General features: G+C 49.5%; 24 protein-coding genes. 13 read left to right on the forward strand and 11 right to left on the reverse strand.

Going from position 1 to position 17,207, the window contains the following annotated elements; translation table 11 throughout:
* On the forward strand, positions 1-408 hold a 408-nt coding region (locus AAX04_RS12180; RefSeq protein WP_162270138.1), incomplete at its 5' end, for a hypothetical protein.
* A gap of 110 nt (positions 409-518) precedes the next feature.
* On the opposite strand, the gene AAX04_RS12020 is transcribed toward AAX04_RS12180, so the two are convergent.
* Positions 519-698 (reverse strand): hypothetical protein, encoded by a 180-nt coding sequence (locus tag AAX04_RS12020; RefSeq protein WP_156519816.1) that lies wholly within the window; start codon positions 696-698, stop codon positions 519-521.
* 24 nt (positions 699-722) lie between these two features.
* On the opposite strand from AAX04_RS12020, the gene AAX04_RS10385 reads away from it, so the two are divergent.
* Complete coding sequence (locus AAX04_RS10385; protein WP_202904439.1) at positions 723-1,322, forward strand: hypothetical protein; 600 nt, start codon at positions 723-725, stop codon at positions 1,320-1,322.
* A 168-nt stretch (positions 1,323-1,490) separates the two neighbouring features.
* Here AAX04_RS10385 and AAX04_RS11690 read toward each other — a convergent pair whose 3' ends face one another.
* Complete coding sequence (locus AAX04_RS11690) at positions 1,491-2,009, reverse strand: hypothetical protein (RefSeq protein ID WP_202904440.1); 519 nt, start codon at positions 2,007-2,009, stop codon at positions 1,491-1,493.
* A gap of 148 nt (positions 2,010-2,157) precedes the next feature.
* Entirely contained in the window at positions 2,158-3,438 is a 1,281-nt protein-coding gene (locus AAX04_RS10390; protein WP_066797986.1) for a site-specific integrase, read from the reverse strand.
* 239 nt (positions 3,439-3,677) lie between these two features.
* Here AAX04_RS10390 and AAX04_RS10395 point away from each other — a divergent pair, with 239 nt between their 5' ends.
* The 6 genes from AAX04_RS10395 to AAX04_RS10420 all read left to right on the forward strand — a co-directional run bounded on the left by AAX04_RS10395 (position 3,678) and on the right by AAX04_RS10420 (position 8,358).
* Positions 3,678-3,974: a V-type ATP synthase subunit F gene (locus tag AAX04_RS10395; protein WP_066797989.1), complete on the forward strand. Its 297-nt coding sequence runs from the start codon at positions 3,678-3,680 to the stop codon at positions 3,972-3,974.
* 128 nt (positions 3,975-4,102) lie between these two features.
* Positions 4,103-4,702: a V-type ATP synthase subunit E gene (locus AAX04_RS10400; protein WP_084761436.1), complete on the forward strand. Its 600-nt coding sequence runs from the start codon at positions 4,103-4,105 to the stop codon at positions 4,700-4,702.
* On the forward strand, positions 4,699-6,492 hold the full coding sequence (locus AAX04_RS10405; protein WP_066797995.1) for a V-type ATP synthase subunit A: 1,794 nt from the start codon (positions 4,699-4,701) through the stop codon (positions 6,490-6,492). Before AAX04_RS10400 ends, AAX04_RS10405 begins: the two co-directional genes overlap by 4 nt.
* Positions 6,493-6,799: 307 nt before the next feature.
* Positions 6,800-7,375 (forward strand): DUF998 domain-containing protein, encoded by a 576-nt coding sequence (locus AAX04_RS10410; protein ID WP_066797998.1) that lies wholly within the window; start codon positions 6,800-6,802, stop codon positions 7,373-7,375.
* A gap of 42 nt (positions 7,376-7,417) precedes the next feature.
* Positions 7,418-7,813 (forward strand): hypothetical protein, encoded by a 396-nt coding sequence (locus tag AAX04_RS10415; protein ID WP_066798001.1) that lies wholly within the window; start codon positions 7,418-7,420, stop codon positions 7,811-7,813.
* Positions 7,814-7,815: 2 nt separating this feature from the next.
* Complete coding sequence (locus AAX04_RS10420; RefSeq protein ID WP_066798004.1) at positions 7,816-8,358, forward strand: CDP-2,3-bis-(O-geranylgeranyl)-sn-glycerol synthase; 543 nt, start codon at positions 7,816-7,818, stop codon at positions 8,356-8,358.
* 81 nt (positions 8,359-8,439) lie between these two features.
* Here the strand turns inward: AAX04_RS10420 and AAX04_RS10425 are convergent, their stop codons facing one another.
* Positions 8,440-9,453, reverse strand: coding sequence for a homoserine dehydrogenase (locus tag AAX04_RS10425; RefSeq protein ID WP_066798007.1), 1,014 nt, complete (start codon positions 9,451-9,453; stop codon positions 8,440-8,442).
* 162 nt (positions 9,454-9,615) lie between these two features.
* The gene (locus AAX04_RS10430) at positions 9,616-10,206 is read right to left on the reverse strand and encodes a CDP-alcohol phosphatidyltransferase family protein (protein ID WP_066798010.1); all 591 of its coding nucleotides are present in this window, start codon (positions 10,204-10,206) and stop codon (positions 9,616-9,618) included.
* A 51-nt stretch (positions 10,207-10,257) separates the two neighbouring features.
* On the opposite strand from AAX04_RS10430, the gene AAX04_RS10435 reads away from it, so the two are divergent.
* Positions 10,258-10,605 (forward strand): PadR family transcriptional regulator, encoded by a 348-nt coding sequence (locus AAX04_RS10435; protein WP_066798014.1) that lies wholly within the window; start codon positions 10,258-10,260, stop codon positions 10,603-10,605.
* On the opposite strand, the gene AAX04_RS10440 is transcribed toward AAX04_RS10435, so the two are convergent.
* From AAX04_RS10440 to AAX04_RS10450, 3 genes are all read right to left on the reverse strand, one after another.
* On the reverse strand, positions 10,586-11,041 hold the full coding sequence (locus AAX04_RS10440; protein ID WP_066798017.1) for a 30S ribosomal protein S19e: 456 nt from the start codon (positions 11,039-11,041) through the stop codon (positions 10,586-10,588). The genes AAX04_RS10435 and AAX04_RS10440 overlap by 20 nt on opposite strands.
* Positions 11,042-11,193: 152 nt before the next feature.
* On the reverse strand, positions 11,194-12,342 hold the full coding sequence (locus AAX04_RS10445) for a TIGR04053 family radical SAM/SPASM domain-containing protein (RefSeq protein WP_066798020.1): 1,149 nt from the start codon (positions 12,340-12,342) through the stop codon (positions 11,194-11,196).
* A gap of 64 nt (positions 12,343-12,406) precedes the next feature.
* Complete coding sequence (locus AAX04_RS10450; protein ID WP_066798023.1) at positions 12,407-13,117, reverse strand: uroporphyrinogen-III synthase; 711 nt, start codon at positions 13,115-13,117, stop codon at positions 12,407-12,409.
* A 56-nt stretch (positions 13,118-13,173) separates the two neighbouring features.
* Here AAX04_RS10450 and AAX04_RS10455 point away from each other — a divergent pair, with 56 nt between their 5' ends.
* Complete coding sequence (locus tag AAX04_RS10455; RefSeq protein WP_066798026.1) at positions 13,174-13,449, forward strand: hypothetical protein; 276 nt, start codon at positions 13,174-13,176, stop codon at positions 13,447-13,449.
* Positions 13,450-13,701: 252 nt separating this feature from the next.
* The gene (locus tag AAX04_RS10460) at positions 13,702-14,151 is read left to right on the forward strand and encodes a hypothetical protein (RefSeq protein WP_066798029.1); all 450 of its coding nucleotides are present in this window, start codon (positions 13,702-13,704) and stop codon (positions 14,149-14,151) included.
* On the opposite strand, the gene AAX04_RS10465 is transcribed toward AAX04_RS10460, so the two are convergent.
* Both AAX04_RS10465 and AAX04_RS10470 read right to left on the reverse strand, forming a co-directional pair.
* Positions 14,128-14,784 (reverse strand): YkgJ family cysteine cluster protein, encoded by a 657-nt coding sequence (locus AAX04_RS10465; protein ID WP_084761440.1) that lies wholly within the window; start codon positions 14,782-14,784, stop codon positions 14,128-14,130. The two genes, AAX04_RS10460 and AAX04_RS10465, sit on opposite strands and share 24 nt — an antisense overlap.
* Before the next feature lie 4 nt (positions 14,785-14,788).
* The gene (locus tag AAX04_RS10470) at positions 14,789-15,640 is read right to left on the reverse strand and encodes a hypothetical protein (RefSeq protein WP_066798032.1); all 852 of its coding nucleotides are present in this window, start codon (positions 15,638-15,640) and stop codon (positions 14,789-14,791) included.
* A gap of 290 nt (positions 15,641-15,930) precedes the next feature.
* On the opposite strand from AAX04_RS10470, the gene AAX04_RS10475 reads away from it, so the two are divergent.
* Positions 15,931-16,284 (forward strand): aspartyl protease family protein, encoded by a 354-nt coding sequence (locus tag AAX04_RS10475; RefSeq protein ID WP_066798035.1) that lies wholly within the window; start codon positions 15,931-15,933, stop codon positions 16,282-16,284.
* Between the two features lie 99 nt (positions 16,285-16,383).
* On the opposite strand, the gene AAX04_RS12185 is transcribed toward AAX04_RS10475, so the two are convergent.
* Positions 16,384-16,722, reverse strand: a complete 339-nt coding sequence (locus tag AAX04_RS12185; protein WP_162270139.1) for a hypothetical protein — start codon at positions 16,720-16,722, stop codon at positions 16,384-16,386.
* 169 nt (positions 16,723-16,891) lie between these two features.
* On the opposite strand from AAX04_RS12185, the gene AAX04_RS10480 reads away from it, so the two are divergent.
* Positions 16,892-17,207 (forward strand): hypothetical protein (locus AAX04_RS10480; RefSeq protein WP_156519818.1); only part of this gene is annotated, 316 nt, incomplete at its 3' end.

A 17,207-nucleotide genomic window follows, 5' to 3' on the forward strand; every position in this document is an offset into this window, starting at 1 on the left:
GTATTGGCTGTCATGAACGACAGCGATGCCATTTGGTGGTTAAGAGGGAAGTTAATTAATGGTTTTCATAAACAAATTTTAGAGAAGGAGAGGTCGGGTTGGCTTAGGGGGCTTGGTTTTGATACCAATGCGTTGATTAGTGAATTTGGGAAGTTGGTGTATGGGCTTGATGGCAAGTCCCTAGTCCAACTAATCGCCCCTGATTATTCAATGGCTCAGTTAGCCCTAATGCTCCACGCATTGATTAATGGCGATGGGAAGCTAGCCAAGGCACTTGCACTCGATGGAGCTTCTTATTACGGTAAGTTGCTCAGGAGGTTGTTCCTTGAGGCGTATGGGGCGTGTTGCGACTTGGAGAGTGAGTCGTTTAGGCTTGCCATAGCCAAGCTCTTCTTCTACCACGTTTAGCCCTGGGGAGTTAGTCTCGGGGTTCTGGTCTGTTCTCATTGCCTAGTTGGCATGGTTGGTGTTATCGAGGTTGTAGCTAGGGTGGTGAATTGATGCGTGGATGATGAGTGTTAATGCATCAATCCTAGTGCAGTTATTGCCTTACCAGCGGTTGTGGTTAGGGCTGGGTCTTGGTTGTATTGTGGGGTTGAACACCTACCAGTGACCATGATTAGGGTGCCGAGAGACGCTTGGAGTGGGCAAACCCAGCGGTAATCCCTCTCAGCATGCGTGGTTTGTTTGAGCCGCAATGCTTAATAGGGTTGGTTTGCTTGGTGTTCCTTGGTGGTGTTATGGGTGCGTTGAAGTACGTGGTCATTGGCGTTGTGGTTGTTGTGGTTGTCGCCACCGCCCTGGTTTTACTACTACCGACACTGCACCGGGTGCCTGTGCAGTACGTTGGCTCACCAAATGGTTATGAAGCATTTGTACCAAGCGGTACAATAAGTTATAAGGGACAAACTGATCCTGAAGGTGATTTAATACTACCCAACGGAACAACACTACCCAATGCAGTATGGAATGGGAAATATGCAGACACAATCATTAAAAATCATAATGCAATAGTTCAGTTGAATAATCAATTTGTTGGACAAACTGATCCAGTGAATAATCAACCGTATGTGCCTTTACAGGATTTCTATGTAATTAAAGGTCAGGTACCAGTTCAACAGGTAACAATAAATGGACAAACATATTACATAATAGAGGCAAGTAGTATAAACCCAGCAAACATTGCAGGATTCTACACATATGATAAATGGGTACCTAACTTTGAAGTAGCAATAAATACACCAGGAACATATGCAGCAGGCCAGGAAACTCACCAGTATTCCAATGGACAAACACAACAGGAACTCTACCACAAGAAATAATTCTATATCACCAACACTCTCTAAATTTTGTTGGAGGAGGTTTATTAGTGCTACCTAACAAAACTATAATTCCATATGGTATAACTTCTAGTCCTTCTGGTTCAGCCTTTTCTAGCTTTATTGCTCCATCTCAGGTATACAATATATCTAGCTAATTTTTAGAAATTTTTATGATATACTCATAACATAAGGTACTCCATACGTTACTATAACCCAATCTAAATACATAAATCCCGATCCACCACCAGATCCTGCTGAGACAAATAAATAAGGAGTTCCAACATATACACTCGCATCGTCTTGCAAATAATTTATAGCAAGAGATTGCGAATAACTGCTGTATTCCTCTTCATATCCAAATGTTCCAGGTACAAAATTACTATTTACTTCATTAGAATCGAATGGTTGATAATACTTATTCAAAGCATATTGGCGATTTACAGGTTGATTAAATGCAGTGCTATATGCATTTATGTATGATTGTGCGAATATTGGTTTACATTCCCCCGTTATTACACAAAGAACACTTGCGGGTGGTGTTGGAATACTTGCAGGTGATGCTGGAGGTGTTGCGTAGGCACTACATGTAGAGCATCCAAGCAAGCCACAGTTACATTTCCAACTATATTGTTCTGAGGCAAGTGAGTAATTGAAAATATTTCCATTCATTAGGAAGAATATATTCATGTTATTGTTCTTAGGCTGGAACCAATTACACAACCAAAATATTCCAAATTGATAATAATCATTTTTATTCTTTTGTTGGTCTGGTGGTGTGAAGGGGAAGTGATTTGACTCTCAGCATTGGTGCTTACCGAAACTTAACCACTAAAATTCAGCAACAAACCCTAGGCGCATAGCGCAGGTACCATTGCCTTAACTCCTCATGCCTGGGACTCCAGTAGTGTTCAACAAGTATCCTGAATTCACTTGGTGGTGCCCTACCCTGCAGGGTGTTGACAATTGATTCAGGCACACCCTGTGAAATCATCCACGTGGCGAAGAACTTTCTGAGCTCGTAGAGCTCAAGCTCTCTGCCGAGAACCTGTTTGGCAGCCTCCTTAATCTCCCTCCTAAGCCTACCACGGTCGAAGGGTATTAGCCTCCTTGCCCAATCCTCTGCGTTGGCGTTTACGCCTAGGTAATCTGCCCTCACAATATCAAGCTTAGCCTTGATTAACGCCTCCCTGGCTGGTAGGTAAGACTCCCTAACCCAATCAGCAAACTCAGGCCTTAGGAAGGCTACGAAGGAGCGCTTAGTCTCAGTAACCTTACCAATGCGTATTACACCATGCTCAAGGTCTAGGTCATCGATGCTGGCTAGGAATGGCTCCGATGGGCGTAAACCACACTCAGCCAGTACAGTGAAGTAGAACCTGGCTTCAACACTCGGTAGCCTGGCCCATATTAGGCGCAGTTGTTCAAGTGTGGGTAGCTTAACGTGGGTACTAGCCTTATGCTTATACACTGTGAAGGAATCATAGAGTAGCCTGAATAGTGCAGGGTCTCTTGGCTTAAGCACGGTCTTTAGGATGCTCTTCAAGCCGACTGACACGTGCCTTGCAATATTATACTCACCCTCCTCGGCTAAGCCAGCAATGTACTCACGGATACCCTCAGGTTCAAGAACCCAGTTAAGCTCACTCAAGGCTAGGCGAATGTAACGAACCTCATCACGAATAGTCCTACCACTTAACCCCTTAAGCCTCTTAGCCCTCACAAACTCCTCAATGTCAGCCTCCTTCACAGTCCAAGAAGCCCTATACTCACGGAACTCGTCACCAAAAGCCTGCCTAAGCATATCAAACAATAGATTCCTGAAGGACTTGTCAACAAGAGCCTTCTTAACAACACGAACAATGTCATCAGGAGTAGCCTCAACTAATGGTGGTGCAGAGCCTACTAGGCGAGCGTACTCATCAATGTCAATGAACCTGAGTAAAGCCTTAAAGAGCCCGTCACTAATCGGCACCATGCCGTGCCTAACCCTGTACATGTAGGTCTTATTGTAACCAAGGTCACTAGGCCCAATACCCTTAACCCCAGTCACGTATTCAAGTACCTTCCGCCTAACATCCTGTGGAATCGCCTCAACCCTAATCAGGTCAGGATCCATGCAAACCACCCCATTGCCTGTTAGGCATATTGTTCAACAATTTTGTTTAACAGTTCTGTTTTTAAGGAATACCGCCTTGGTCATGTATCATGAATACTGATGTGGTTACCAGTTACGTTGAGTTGGCGGTACTTACGTTAATCCTAACGCTAATCATCTACCTAGTGCTAATCATCATCCCCTAGTTTCACTCGGTCATGAGGTTAAGCATTAATAAGGCTGGGTGGGTGGTGTAGGTAATGAGGGTTGTGATACTTGGTGATGAGGATACTGTAAACGCCTTTAGGCTAATTGGATTCGAGGGTTACGTCACGGACGCTAAGTCGATCATACCCAGGATTAAGGAACTCATGGCCATGGACGACGTGGCGGCTATACTAGTCACAAGTAACATTAGTAGTGCGGCTGGGCAGGAATTCGTAAACCTGAGGACTAGGGTTAGGAAACCACTAATACTCGAGGTCCCATCCCTAGGCGGCGCTGGTTATAGTGAGGTTAACTACATGGCGATTTTAAGATCAGTGCTGGGTCTTTAGCTCCTTGGCTCACCTAGGCAGGAGGTCAATGCCTTGGTTATGGGCTTTACTGTAGTCTAATGAACATTAGTCGTGCCGAAACCTGCATATGCTTAAAAACCTCCAGTGTCGGCTACCAGTGATTGGACATGTCAGAGCAGTTGATTCGATTAATAAACAGTGTGATAGATAAGGTTAAAGCTGATTCGGAGGAGTGGGTCACGAACCTTGGGTTGAAGTACGAGGCGGAGTTAATGAACGCCGTAGAGGATGTTATTAGGAAGCATAGCAATGAACTTGAGGAAGTGGATAGGCAAGTCATGTTGAGTAGAGAGTATAAGCTATACGACGCGTCAATGAGCATTAAGACCGAGTACCTGGCCCTCATGGACGAATTAACCAGTGGGGTGATTAATGAGGTTAAGAGGCGCATAGCCGACATGAGGGGTAGTGAAGCCTATGGTAAGTTACTTGAGGCATTATTCGCACAGGCCATTGAGGTGGCGCAGTCAAGGAAGCTGGTGGTGACATGTTCACCTAGGGATAAGGGGGTTATCTCCGCGATAGCGGCTAAGGCTGGGGTGAGCGTGGAGTTTAATGATGGTGAGGAGGGCATGTTGGGCTTCATAGCGTCAACAAAGGATAGTTCAATCACCTATAGGGCTACGGTTGATGACGTGTTAAACCGCATGGTGGACTACATAAGGGGTATAATTAAGGCGTACATTAATGAGGTGGTCAAGCAATGATGAGCAGCCAGGGAACCGGTAGGATACTGGTTGTGAATGGCCCCGTGGTCAAGGCTGAGTTACCTGGCGCCAGGCTTTATGAGCTGGTCTTCGTGGGTGAACTGGGCCTATTCGGGGAGGTTGTTAGGGTTCAGGGTGAAAACGCCTTCATACAGGTCTACGAAGACACCACGGGGGTTAAGCCAAGTGAGCCTGTTGTTAGGACTGGTGAGATGCTCAGCGCCTGGCTTGGGCCGGGGATAATTGGGCAGGTTTACGATGGTGTCCAAAGACCCCTGAAGGTTATCTTTGATCAGATGGGGAGGCCATTCATAGCCAGGGGTATTAACTACGATAGGGCGCCACCCCTAGACTTCAGTAAAAGGTGGAGGTGGCTACCTAGAGTTAAGGTTGGCGACAAGGTTAACATTGGGGATGTGCTCGGCGTGGTGCCCGAAACCCAGTTAATCGAACACAGGATACTTTACCCACCACTGTACAGGCCTGGGGTGGTTAAGTACGTGGCCCCTGAGGGTGACTACACGCTTAATGATGACATTGCCGAGGTTGAGACCAGTGACGGCGTAGTTAAGGTTAAGATGTGGCATAAGTGGCCTGTTAGGAGGCCAAGGCCATTCCTGGAGAAGCTACCGCCAAGCGAACCGCTCATAACTGGGATAAGGGTCATTGACACCGTGTTCCCAATAGCTAAGGGTGGGGCTGCATCAATACCCGGCCCATTTGGCTCAGGCAAGACAGTCACCATAAGGTCACTGATGCTTTACGCCAGGACCCAGTACAGTGTCCCAGTCCTATGCGGTGAGAGGGGTAATGAGGCTGCGGATGCGTTGCAGGGCCTACTTAAACTAACAGACCCAGTCTCAGGGCGTCCACTGTTGGAGAGGGAAACCATAATAGTGAACACCTCTAACATGCCGGTGGCCGCTAGGGAGGCCAGCATATACATGGGGGCCACGATAGCCGAGTACTTCAGGGACCAGGGCTACGACGTGTTGCTCATGGCCGATTCCACCAGCCGTTGGGCTGAGGCAATGCGTGAGGTGGCCCTTAGGATTGGTGAAATGCCCAGTGAGGAGGGGTTCCCAGCCTACCTACCCACTAGGCTTGCCGAGTTCTATGAGAGGGCTGGTAGGGTTAAGCTGCTTGGGGGTGAGGGTAAGGTTGGCTCATTGACCATAGCCGCCTCGGTTAGCCCACCTGGCGGGGACTTCACGGAACCCGTCACAAGCCACACCCTCAGGTTCATAGGCGCCTTCTGGCCCCTCGACGCCAGGCTAGCCTACTCAAGGCACTACCCAGCCATAAATTGGCTCCAGGGCTTCAGTAGGTATGTCGACACCGTGGCGCCTTGGTATAGTAAGACTGTGGGTGAGGATTGGGGCGAGTTGAGGAGGATAGCCATAGAGGTTTTAACCAGGGAGGCTGAGTTATCGGAGATAGTTAGGATACTTGGCAGTGAGGCGCTTAGTGAAGTGGAGAAGCACATAATGAACGTCGCACTCATGCTACGTGAGGGCTTCCTTAAGCAGGACGCCTTCAACCCAGTGGACACTCCATCAGCCCCTGAGAAGCAGTATTGGCTACTAAGATTAATGATAACTTACTACAGGGTTGGCCTAGAGGCTGTTAATGCCGGTGTACCAGCGAACAACATTAGGGAACTAGAATCAGTCAGGAGACTAACGAGACTCAAAATGGAGGTTAAGAACAGCGACTACAAGGTTCTTGTGGATTACGAGAAGAAGCTCATTGATGATATAAGGGGGCTTATGGCTAAGGTAAGTAGGTGAATGCCCACTCAAAACTGGTGAATTATTAACCAAGTTTCATTATCAATTAATATAATTAATTAATGAATTAATAAAATGCATAGATTTAACGCTGTGTGTGATTTTGCGAATTATGGAAATGGATGAATGTGTCTGGTGCTAAAGAACGGCCGACGCCCAACCTCCGTGTCGGCTAGTCAACGGGGCTGACGCCCCAGGCCGGCATCCTAACCAGGCTAGACTACGGCCCCCAGATCAACCCCTAGGTCACCTCTTATTAAGCTTTTCTTAAGTTAATACTTTAAAGAGTTGAAGATGACTCATAAATATGGCTACGGTTAAGGATGCGTTAACATACATGGGCGTCGCTGCGGCTGCATTGGCATGGATTGTAATAATCGTTAGCATTAGCCTTAACCCTTGGTTCAACCTGCTGCATAACGCCCTAAGCGACTTAGGGAACCCCCATGCCAATTATTACTGGGTTTATAACTATGGGCTTGTGGCCACCGCCATAGTCATGTTCACCTACTCGATATACCTCCTACTGGTTTCCGGCAATAAGATCGAGGCCATGGGCTCCTCATTCGTTGCCGTTGCCTCAATATTCCTGGCACTAATTGGCGTATTCCATGAGGGCACCTACCCACATGCCTTCGTTTCACAGTGGTTCTTCACGCAAATGGACCTGGCCGTTGTGACGTGGAGTATAGGCCTAGTGATCGACCGTAATCTTAACTATGGTGTGCCGCTCCTGCTCCTTGGCTTACTAGCCCCCTTACCTGCGCTCCTCCTTAAATGGCCCTCCACCGCCACCCTTGAGGTCTACGGCATACTGGTTATTGATGTGTGGGCTATTGCGGCCACGGTTTTAACGAGGAATAGGGTCATTAGGGTTAGGTGACCTTGCTTAATGCTTAAAAAGCAACAGGGATTATGGTGAGCCATGGCTGAGGCAGCCTACGCACCGTTAAAGGTAGTGGTTTGCCCAATATGCAACTACATGGGTGAGGTTAAGGGATTAAAACTAGACTACAGCATGGTCCCACAGCCAACCGAGTTAACATGCCCTAAGTGCGGTGAGAAGGTGCCCATTGAATCCATGGTCACGCACATGAGGAAGCACCTCAAGGTTGGTGGGAAGAATTACACGTGCGACATATGTCAAGCTAAGGTTCAAGGTGAGGGGCAAGCCATGAGGCACATGAAGGAACACATGATAGCCGGCTTCAGGAAGGGCAGCGTCATGATTTGGGTCTGCTTAGCCTGTGGTAGGGTGTTTAAATACAGGTCCTCGGCCATAGCACACCTATCGGCATTCCACGAAAGGCCCATGGACTAGTTATGAACATAGGTTGGTTAGTGGCCCAGGCACTACTCATAGTATGGCCACCCTACGTGGCTAACGCAACCCCAGTTTTAGCCAGGAGGGTATTTAGAGGTAGGCTGCACCCAGTCGACTTAAACAGGGTCTTCATTGACGGTAGGAGGGTGCTTGGTGACGGTAAAACCTACGAGGGGTTAGCGATGGGCGTGGTCCTGGGTACCTTGGTTGGTTACCTCGTGGACTACGTGATTTACCTAATGGTGGGTTCAGTGTTCAAGTACCCGTCAATACTGGACTCGCTGGTCATGTCCATTGCAGCCCTCCTAGGGGATATGCTTGGCGCCTTCATTAAGAGGAGGCTTGGGTTAAGGAGGGGGGAGCCAGCCCCCCTACTGGATCAGTTAGACTTCCTACTTGCGTCACTACTGGCACTTTACATCATTAACCCAAGCCTATTAACAGTACCCATTATCGTAACCGCGGTGTTGATAACCCCACCAATACACCTAGCCACCAATACAGGGGCCTACCTACTTGGCCTTAAGAACGAGCCGTGGTGATTGAATCAGCCATGCGAGCCATCGTCACTTATCAGGACTCGAGATCCACATCACCAGCGCCTTAGGTTGGCTTAACCCTTATTACCCTTTCCCCATCATTAAGCGTAGCTCCACGTACTCAAGCAGGTCGCTGAACATTACCTCAGCCGTGGCCCCAGCGGGCCCCGTGGGCCCAATTAGCGTTATTTCATTGCCATCCCTAAGCCTAATGATTAATGTGTTGTAGTTGCCGCTCACTGAACCAAGCACCCCACCGGCTGGCACCTCCATTGGCTTAACAGACACCCTACCTTTAGCTAAGTCTATTGAGGCAACCTGCTTAACCCTAACCCCCCTCCTCACGGCATCCCTAATGTAAGCCTCATTGAGGTTTAACAGCGACTGAACCTCAACATTCCTTAAACTAACGGGGAGACCCACCGTGTTTGCCATTATCACTGCCTTGGCTGCTGCATCTAGGCCACCTAGGTCTATTGACGGGTCTGGTTCGGCAATCTTCTCCTCCACAGCCCTCTTAACCGCATCAATCATGGGTAACCCACCCTCAACCAGCGTTAGAACGTAGTTCGATGTGGCGTTTAACACGCCGGTAATTGAGTCAATGCTCCTACCCCTTAAACCCCTTAGTAACGGTAGGGCTGGCGTGCCGGCCATCACCGTGGCCGTGAAGCCTAGGTAGACACCCCTAGCCCTAGCCTCACCCACTAGTTCCTGGTAGGCTAGGGCCAGCCCAGTCTTATCAGCTGTTACCACCGATATCCTATTCCTAACCAACTCCCTGTACATAGACAGGTTCGGCTCCCCGGTCCTATAGCTTGGTGGTATGGCAACCACCGCCACATCAGGGTTGAGGCTTATCAAATCGCCAAGCTCAATACTCCTCACCTCAGTGGCTCCGTAGAGCCCCTTGTCGGCTAATTCAGCCAAGAGTTTATTGCTTAGGCACCCATCACCCATCACACCACCCCTAGAGGCTAAGGCACCAACCACACATGGTTCATAACCCAGCTTCGCTAGTTCACCAGCTTTAGCCAGCAACACCTTTACGAATGCCTTTCCAACGTTACCCAGCCCTATGAGGGCTATCCTCAGCATCCAGGCTAAGGCTTAGTCATGGTTTAAAAGTTAACCCACCTATGCCCAAGGTACAGGGAAGTTCGCATCGAGGTTAAGCTTATATTGTCTATTCAACCCTACTGCATGAGGGTCAGGGGACCCGGTGATAGGGGTCTGGAGCCCTGACTTGGTGATGAGTGGTTAATGGTTCTTAAGTAGCCTGTAGGCAACCACTGTGCGTTGTACGGCGGTCACCAGGGTTATTAATGCGAATAACCCCATACCGTAGGTTAAGATCTCGATTCTCCTGACTAGGGCGTATATTAGGGTTAGGGTGAATATGTAGATTAGGCGTTCAGGTCTCTCGAAGAAGCCAACCCCAAGCATCCTTAAGCCCAGTGACTCAGCCCTAGCCCTCATGTAACTCGTCAATAGTGAACCAACCACGGCCACGTAGGCTTCAATCAGGAGCACGTCGCTCAAGCCACCCAACACGGCAACCGCAATTATTATGGCAGAGTCCTCAAACCTATCCAAGGCTGAGTCAAGGAAGGCCCCCGAGTTGGAAACCCTATTGTTAAACCTAGCCGATAACCCATCAGCAACATCGAAGAAACCCGATACTAAAACTATGATTGGCAGTAGCACCGGGTATTGCCTAATTAAGGCTGCAGGTATAGCAGCCAGCGACACCATCAGACCCATTACTGTAAGTAGGTTTGGGTTCCTGGGTAATGCCGGGGCGATTCTAACCAAGGCATGTTCAAGAGCCTCCTTAACCCTACCTATCATTGGTTCAAATCAGCCTGGATAAGTTATAAAGCTTAACCAGGGTCGGGTAATGTGGGTAAGGCCCTGGCTAGGTTCATCAGCAAGATTACTAAGGAGAACCTATGGATATACGTGGTTAATTCACTGATCCAAGGCCCTAAGACAGGTTACGAGATAGTGAAGGACATTAAGGGTAAGTACGCCATAAACGTGACTACCGTATCAGTCTACGTGGTGCTTTACAAGATGGAGAGGGATGGGTTGGTGGAGAGCTTCAGTAAGGATGGCTCAAAGTATTACAGGATTACTCAGTATGGGTTAGAGGAGTATAGGGGGGCCATGAGGTTCCTGTTAGAGGTGCTGTCCAGGTTCAACTGCACGCTTAAATGCGGTGAAGGCGCTACTGCGGAAACACCTTAATGTTGATTTTAAGCTCCTTAAACAGCTCGGCGGCTAACTTATCAAGCAGTGACCTACCCTTAGCCGTAATCACCCTACCACCGTTGGTCTTCTCAACGAACCCCGCCGCCTCCAGTTGATGTAGAATAGTCCTTATGATTGCCCCACCGGCCTTAGCGGTTCTTTCACTCCTAACCCTGGGCCCTACCTTAGCCCTGTAGCTGAAGGATGACCTAAGGCTCCCGAGGCCAACGGGCCCGTTTAGGTATATCCTCCTCAATACCGCGGCTGCCCTAATGTACCACCAGTCGTCGTTCTGGGGTGGCCTATCCTTATTCCTCCCAGTCTTAACGTAAACGGCCCATTGGGGTGGCTTGACCTGGGGTACGTTGTCCTTAAGGTACCTGGCCAGTCGCTCCACGAGCTTATCCTGCGGCACATCCTTAACGCTAACCATTCAGCCTACCCTGGAGGTGTGCCTTTTAAGGATTTCCACGCATAACCATGCCCTTTCATGCGCCGTTAATGGCCGACTAACAACCATAGCTTAAGTCCCAGGCCAATAATGCGAGGGACTATGGGAATGAGGGTGTTGGTGGTTTCCGGTATCTACACTGGGAGGAGGTCCGTGGGTAATTTCACGCTTCCTGGCTCATACACGCATGCCGGGTCCTCGGCGAGCGGGTCACCGTACTCCGCGTATGCCCTTGCCCTAGACCCCCCGCATATGAACCTGAATTCGCAGCGCCCGCACCTACCCCCATATTCACCCCTCCTTATGCGTTGTAGGGTGGGGTTTTCCCTGTATATTTTGACTAGGCTCTCCTCCCTCACATTACCCAGCCTAATGGGTAGGAAGCCACTTGGCGATACGTCACCATTATAGGCGACGAATATTATCCCATCACCATCCCTGGTCCTAGCCACCGTAGGCTTCTTAGCCAGCTTAGGTGGTTCAGGGCCAATAACCTTAACCATGCCCTCGTGGAGTTGGCGGTAAAGTGGGCCGAGCTTAGGCTCCACGTTAATTATGCCGTTCTCAATGGCATACCTGGTTAACGTAACCCTCCTGTAAAATGGCGCCTCAACAGTCCTAACGGTGAAGCCGTACTTCGACACGTCGTAAAGCACGTTGATCACGTCCTCGGTCTCCTCCGGCGTTAGAGCCTCGAGTTCAATACCCCTACCCACGTGTATTAGGAAGAAGACCTCCCATGTGTATACGCCAAGGTCCCTAAGTGTCTTGACAATTAGCGGTAGTTCATGGACATTAAGCTTCATGAGGGTTGTGTTAACCTGAACCCTAACGCCACTACCCAGTAGCGTTGATATGGCCCTTATCGTTAGGTTGAACACCCCCTCCCTATTCCTAATGTAGTCATGGGTCACCGGTGATGCACCGTCAAGGCTAATGGACACTGAGTGAACCCTCCTCAACTCACCTATCACTTCGCCGTCAAGTAACCTTTCTGATACGGTGGGTGATACCGCAACGGGCACTCCCAGGGACTTGGCGTAATCAATAAGCTCGAATAAGTCCCCCCTCGTGAGTGGGTCACCGCCCGTTAGGATTAGCACTGGGGTTGGTTTACCGAAGTCGGCCACCTGCTCAATGAGCCCCTTACCCTCGCTGGTGGTTAACTCACCTGGTAGTGGCTTCAATATTGCGTTGGCTCTACAATGCCTGCAGCTTAATGGACAAGCCTTAGTGGTTTCCCAAAACACCAGGAGAGGTCTCTGCGAGTAGTTAAGTTGCACGTAACGCGCCCTAAGGGGGTTTCTTAAAAACCATTTCACACTGATAGCTGGCACAAGGGTTGGCTTAGCCATAACCCTTATTGAGTTCGCGTAGAGCCAGTCTAGCCTCCTCCACGGCTCCATCTATAGTGTGTACTGCGGCAACCCTATGGGGTATGTTAAGCTTGTTCAATTCTCTTGAGGTAACGGGTCCTATGGCAACTATGATGGCGTTCCTGAGGTTGGTTAACATGCTGCTAACCTCACGTGCAACCCTTGGGCTCGTCACCACCACCGCGTACTTAACCCCACTGGACTCGACTTCACTCAGTAGCCCCTTAAGCTTGCCTAACTCCTCATTAATCAAGGTAAGCCCATATAGCCCCAGTTCAACAACCCTATCACCCAGCTCCTTGAATAAATCGAGGGCGTGCTCCATGGACCTCAGCACCAGTACCTTACCATCTATGTGCCTTAGCATTTGGAGTAGCCCCATGCTTGAGTATTCATTGGGCACTAGGCATGAGTCGTGGAAATACTCCTCAACAAAGGCCCTAGTGGATGGGCCAACGGCCATGCACCTAACCCAGCAAGGCTGCTTAACCACATCATAGGCGTACTTCACGGCTGTTGTGCTCATGAAGACCACCACATCCCACCTCTTCATGCATAATTCCCTTAACCTGCCTAACGCCTCATCATTAGGAATCGGCTTGAGTATAGGTACCTCAACCACACCCTGCCCCCTGGCCAACTCCTCATCCTTAGCCCTAATCACCACTATGGCGGGTAGCATACCCCTAAGCGTAGTTAATGCTTAAAAATATGCGCATCCAGGGCTATTTGATCAATATGAATAAGTGGCTTGCAGTAGCACTAATAGCCTTACTATCAACGCTACCCGTGTTGAACGCGCAGGCCACCACTGACCAGTCGTACAGGTACCTTGGCGCAGGCTTAGCCTTCGGGCTAGCGGCCATTGGGGCTGGTGTGGGTATGGGGATAGCCGGGGCTGCAATAGCATCGGCATCCGTCGAGAAGAGGGACATCTTGGTATTCTTCTTAGTATTGGCCTTCGTAGAGACCATAGCGCTCTACGGCCTTGTGGCCCTCATCCTGCTGAGATAGTGGTTAAAGGCTTAGTGCAGTTAGGTAAAAACATTTCAATTATTTCCACGAAGCTGAATCAGTGCGTGGAATTCCAGTCACCATGCTCATTACCGTCCCCGTCTCATCACAGGAAGCCGCACCGCCCACGCGGCAGGCCGCCCTTAGGAAGGGGCTGGGGCTAATGCCTAACCAACCCACTGCTTATAAGCGTTTCCCATCATCTAAACTCATGGTGTAAAGGTTTATTAGCCAGGTTGAGTGATAAAGACCGTGGAGAGGAGGCTAAGACTACCCCCTAGGATCAAGGTCCTCGAGGCCTTATCGGCAATAGCGGATGGGCGCGTTAGGAGGGAGGGTGACCACTACGTCATAGTGTCCAGTGATGGCTCCAGGAGCTACACGGTCTACGTTGATGAGGGGAGGGGGCTCGTTTACAGTAATGATAACGGCACGGTGTATAGAGGTTACGTGGGCTACCCAATAATGTCAGTACTAATGATGCTTGGTAAACTCAGCTTCGATAAGGAGCTCAGTGACGGGTTGAGGGGCATACCGTGGAGGGAACTTAATGAAAAGTTCAAGAACTACAATGCCGTAATGGAGGTGATTAGGGGTAGGGTCGGTGAGGATAAGTGGCCCCTCTACGAGAGGTTTATCGATAAGGTACTGGGCGAGCTAAGGAGACTTAACCTCAGGTTAATGGAGAGGTCCACCGGTTAAGGCGGGCAGTAATTCATTAACTTTGAATACGCCTGGGCACTCAAGGGGCCTACCGGCCAGTAAGCCAATAACGCAGTCTAGGTAATTCATGAATGAGTCCACGGTTGCCTCCACGGACTTATCATCAACCAGCTTGTTCCAGTGGTTAACGAATACCCTAAACCTCTCCTTAGCCTCCCTAGACTTAACCGCGTACTCGCTCTCCCTCGCCAAGTCAACAATAGGCCCATTACCAACCCCTGGGCAGTAGCCCATGGCCTTATCGTAGAGCTCAAAGTAAAGTTTGTCATAAACCCAGTGGTATATGAATGGGTAGAATCTGCAGGTTAATGGCTTATAGCTATGTATAGTGCATATCATCCTATCCCCCCTCCACTCATTGAATATACATGAGCCATCAACCCTCTTCCTAAGCACCAGGTAGTAGTAACCATCCCTCAGCCTAATCCTGGGCGCCTGCCAGTCACCAGCCACGTTGGCGTTGTAAAGCGCCGAGACCTCACTTGGCCTTAAACCTGAGTTTATGAAGATGGCCAGCAAGTCATCTACGGTGACAGTTATCCAGTACCTCCTGCAGCATTCACCGCAGAGGGTGCATTTGAACCTTACCTTGGGCTGTACGTAAGTAACCATAGCGTTACTTAACCATGAAGTACCTTAAACACCCATCACTAAGTCTCCTACCAACCACGAGGACGCCGTCCTCACTGGCATTCAGCACGTAATCCTCACTCACTCCCCCAGTGCACTGTATGCCTAGGAGCATTAGGGTTGGCTTCTCCTCGGATATGGCGGACTTCAACCTGGTGGCCAGGGCCTTAATGGGCTCCATTAGGTTTAGGCTAAGGGGTAGGTCGACGCCCACGGAGCCCTCATCGATCTCAACAACCTCCGCTGGCTCAAGGCCGAAGTACTCGTTGAAGGACTTAACCAGCTCACTATGGCTCTCCCTAAATCCCCTACAGGCCTTGGCTGCCTCATTAACAAGCTCATCACCACTAACCTTAACCTCACTGGCCAGTGAACCAGGCTTAACGATAACCCTCCTGGCGCAGTAAAGCTTAACATCACCAACCCCACCAGCCTCACTGAAGCCGGACACGAAGTAGAGTGCCCCCTCCTCCACGCTGGGCCCCTCACCCTGGTAGCTTAAACCCTCCTGGGATGGCATGCAGATTAGGCCTAGGCTAACCGTGAATGGGTAGGTTGATTGTACACCTGGGTCAAGCCCAATGAACCTCATTAATGGGGCAAGGGCCTCATTACCGGTGCTCTTCGATTGGGAGCACACGGACTCCAGTATGAGTAAGCCACCTTCACTTAAATCAACGTAACTCGTGTTGAAGCCGTACGTATCCTTAAAGAGGTTAAAGATGCCAGGCACATCCCTCAAAACCCCCTGGAGGGAATTCCTAGCCTCATCATTAACAATCTTGAGGAGGTTCTCCACGAGTTTAACCCTACTCTCCCTATCATCCTGCTCCTCCATTAATACCGCATAAGTCACCGGGCGCACGCTTATAAATGTTTACATTGCTGTAATTAAAAACAGGAACACCCAACAAGCCAGAAGGCTTTAAATTAAAGGCAAAACCAGCAAAACGGCGTGATGAGCCAGGACTTTAATGAAGGGGTGATTGGTAATTCTCGCCACTGACGCAATTAAAAGTACACCAGCTAAACCAGTCAGTCAATGAGACTACGTGAAACTAAGGTACTTAGCCTTAGTTAAGGCGCCGCTAAGGTTACCCTTAAATAACAGGCCCCGGATTATTCACAATGGGCCATGTCTGGGTTACGGTGAAGGTTGGTAGTGAGGATGGTTCAAGGGTCATTGAGGCCAGGGCACTCGTGGACACTGGAGCCACGTTAACGGTGGTGCCTAGGGCCATTGCTAATGAGCTTGGGCTTAGGGTAATAGGCAGGTCAAGGGTTGAGACCGGGGCCGGTGTCATCGAGGTTGATAGGTCAAGGGCGCTCATAGAGATTGAGGGTAGGTCTGAGGTTGTCCCAGTGCTAATCTCGGATATCATAGACAAGGTGCTCATTGGCGTAACCACACTTGAGGTGCTTGAACTTGAGGTTGACCCAGAAACAGGCAGGTTAAGGGAGAGGGCTCTCCTACTCTATTAACCTCCCTCTCAATAAGCTAAAAAGCCCAGCAACACCACGCAGGATTAAGGCACTGCGCAGGATCCTAGGTTCAGCGGCCCACCCAGGCTAATAAGGGCTCTAACGGTTAAAAACACCAATAAACCTAAGCAATGCATAATATAAATGCTTAACCACGTAACAGTAAACGTTACCGCCTCTCTGGGGGTGGTGGTTTGTGAAATTCCTGCTGTCTCCTTCTTGGTGGTCTCCCTTGGGTTTGTGGTGGCTTCCTGCCTGTTGCTGGGGTTTTCTTGTTGCTGTGGGTTTCGGGGGCTTGGGGTTGGGTTTGAAAATCATCGCCATGAGGCGTGTGGTGGGTGTTGGATGAAAAGTAAGTTTCATCATCTTTTTGCTGTATTGCTGGTGTGGTGGGCTATGAGGTGATTGGTGGTACTGGGTGGTGAAGCCAATACCCACGAGGAACTACGAAAAGATGATGGGAAGCCGGTGGGCGCAGAAACCCAACCCACCAAGGTGAGTGGCCGTGTTTGTGATTCCTAATGCAATGATGGGGTAGTGGGCTATATTCTGCTTCATACTCAATATTGGGGGAGGGAATATAAGTTGGTTTTTAGGTGTAGGTGGTATGGGTTGGGGTTGGTGGGTTTGGGTTGGTTTAGCATTAGCCATAGTAGCCGTGGTGGGTGTGTTGCTTGTAACTCACCTTACCCGTGATTCCCCTTCGAGGGTGAGCCTGTACTACGTGGGTTATGTTGGCTATTTGAACGTCTACCCAATGTGCCCTAGCGTATGCGCATGGCCTGCTGTGTCTCCTAATGCCCCCCTCATAGTTTTGAGGCCTTATAGGATTGAGACTGTTACTGTGGGTAATAGGACTGTTGTGAGGTTCATTGGGCCTTATGGTGATCCGTGGGTTATTCCTGCTATTTTCTCTGGGGTTA

Origin of the sequence: Caldivirga sp. MU80 (assembly GCF_001663375.1) — an archaeon.
Taxonomy (GTDB): domain Archaea; phylum Thermoproteota; class Thermoprotei; order Thermoproteales; family Thermocladiaceae; genus Caldivirga.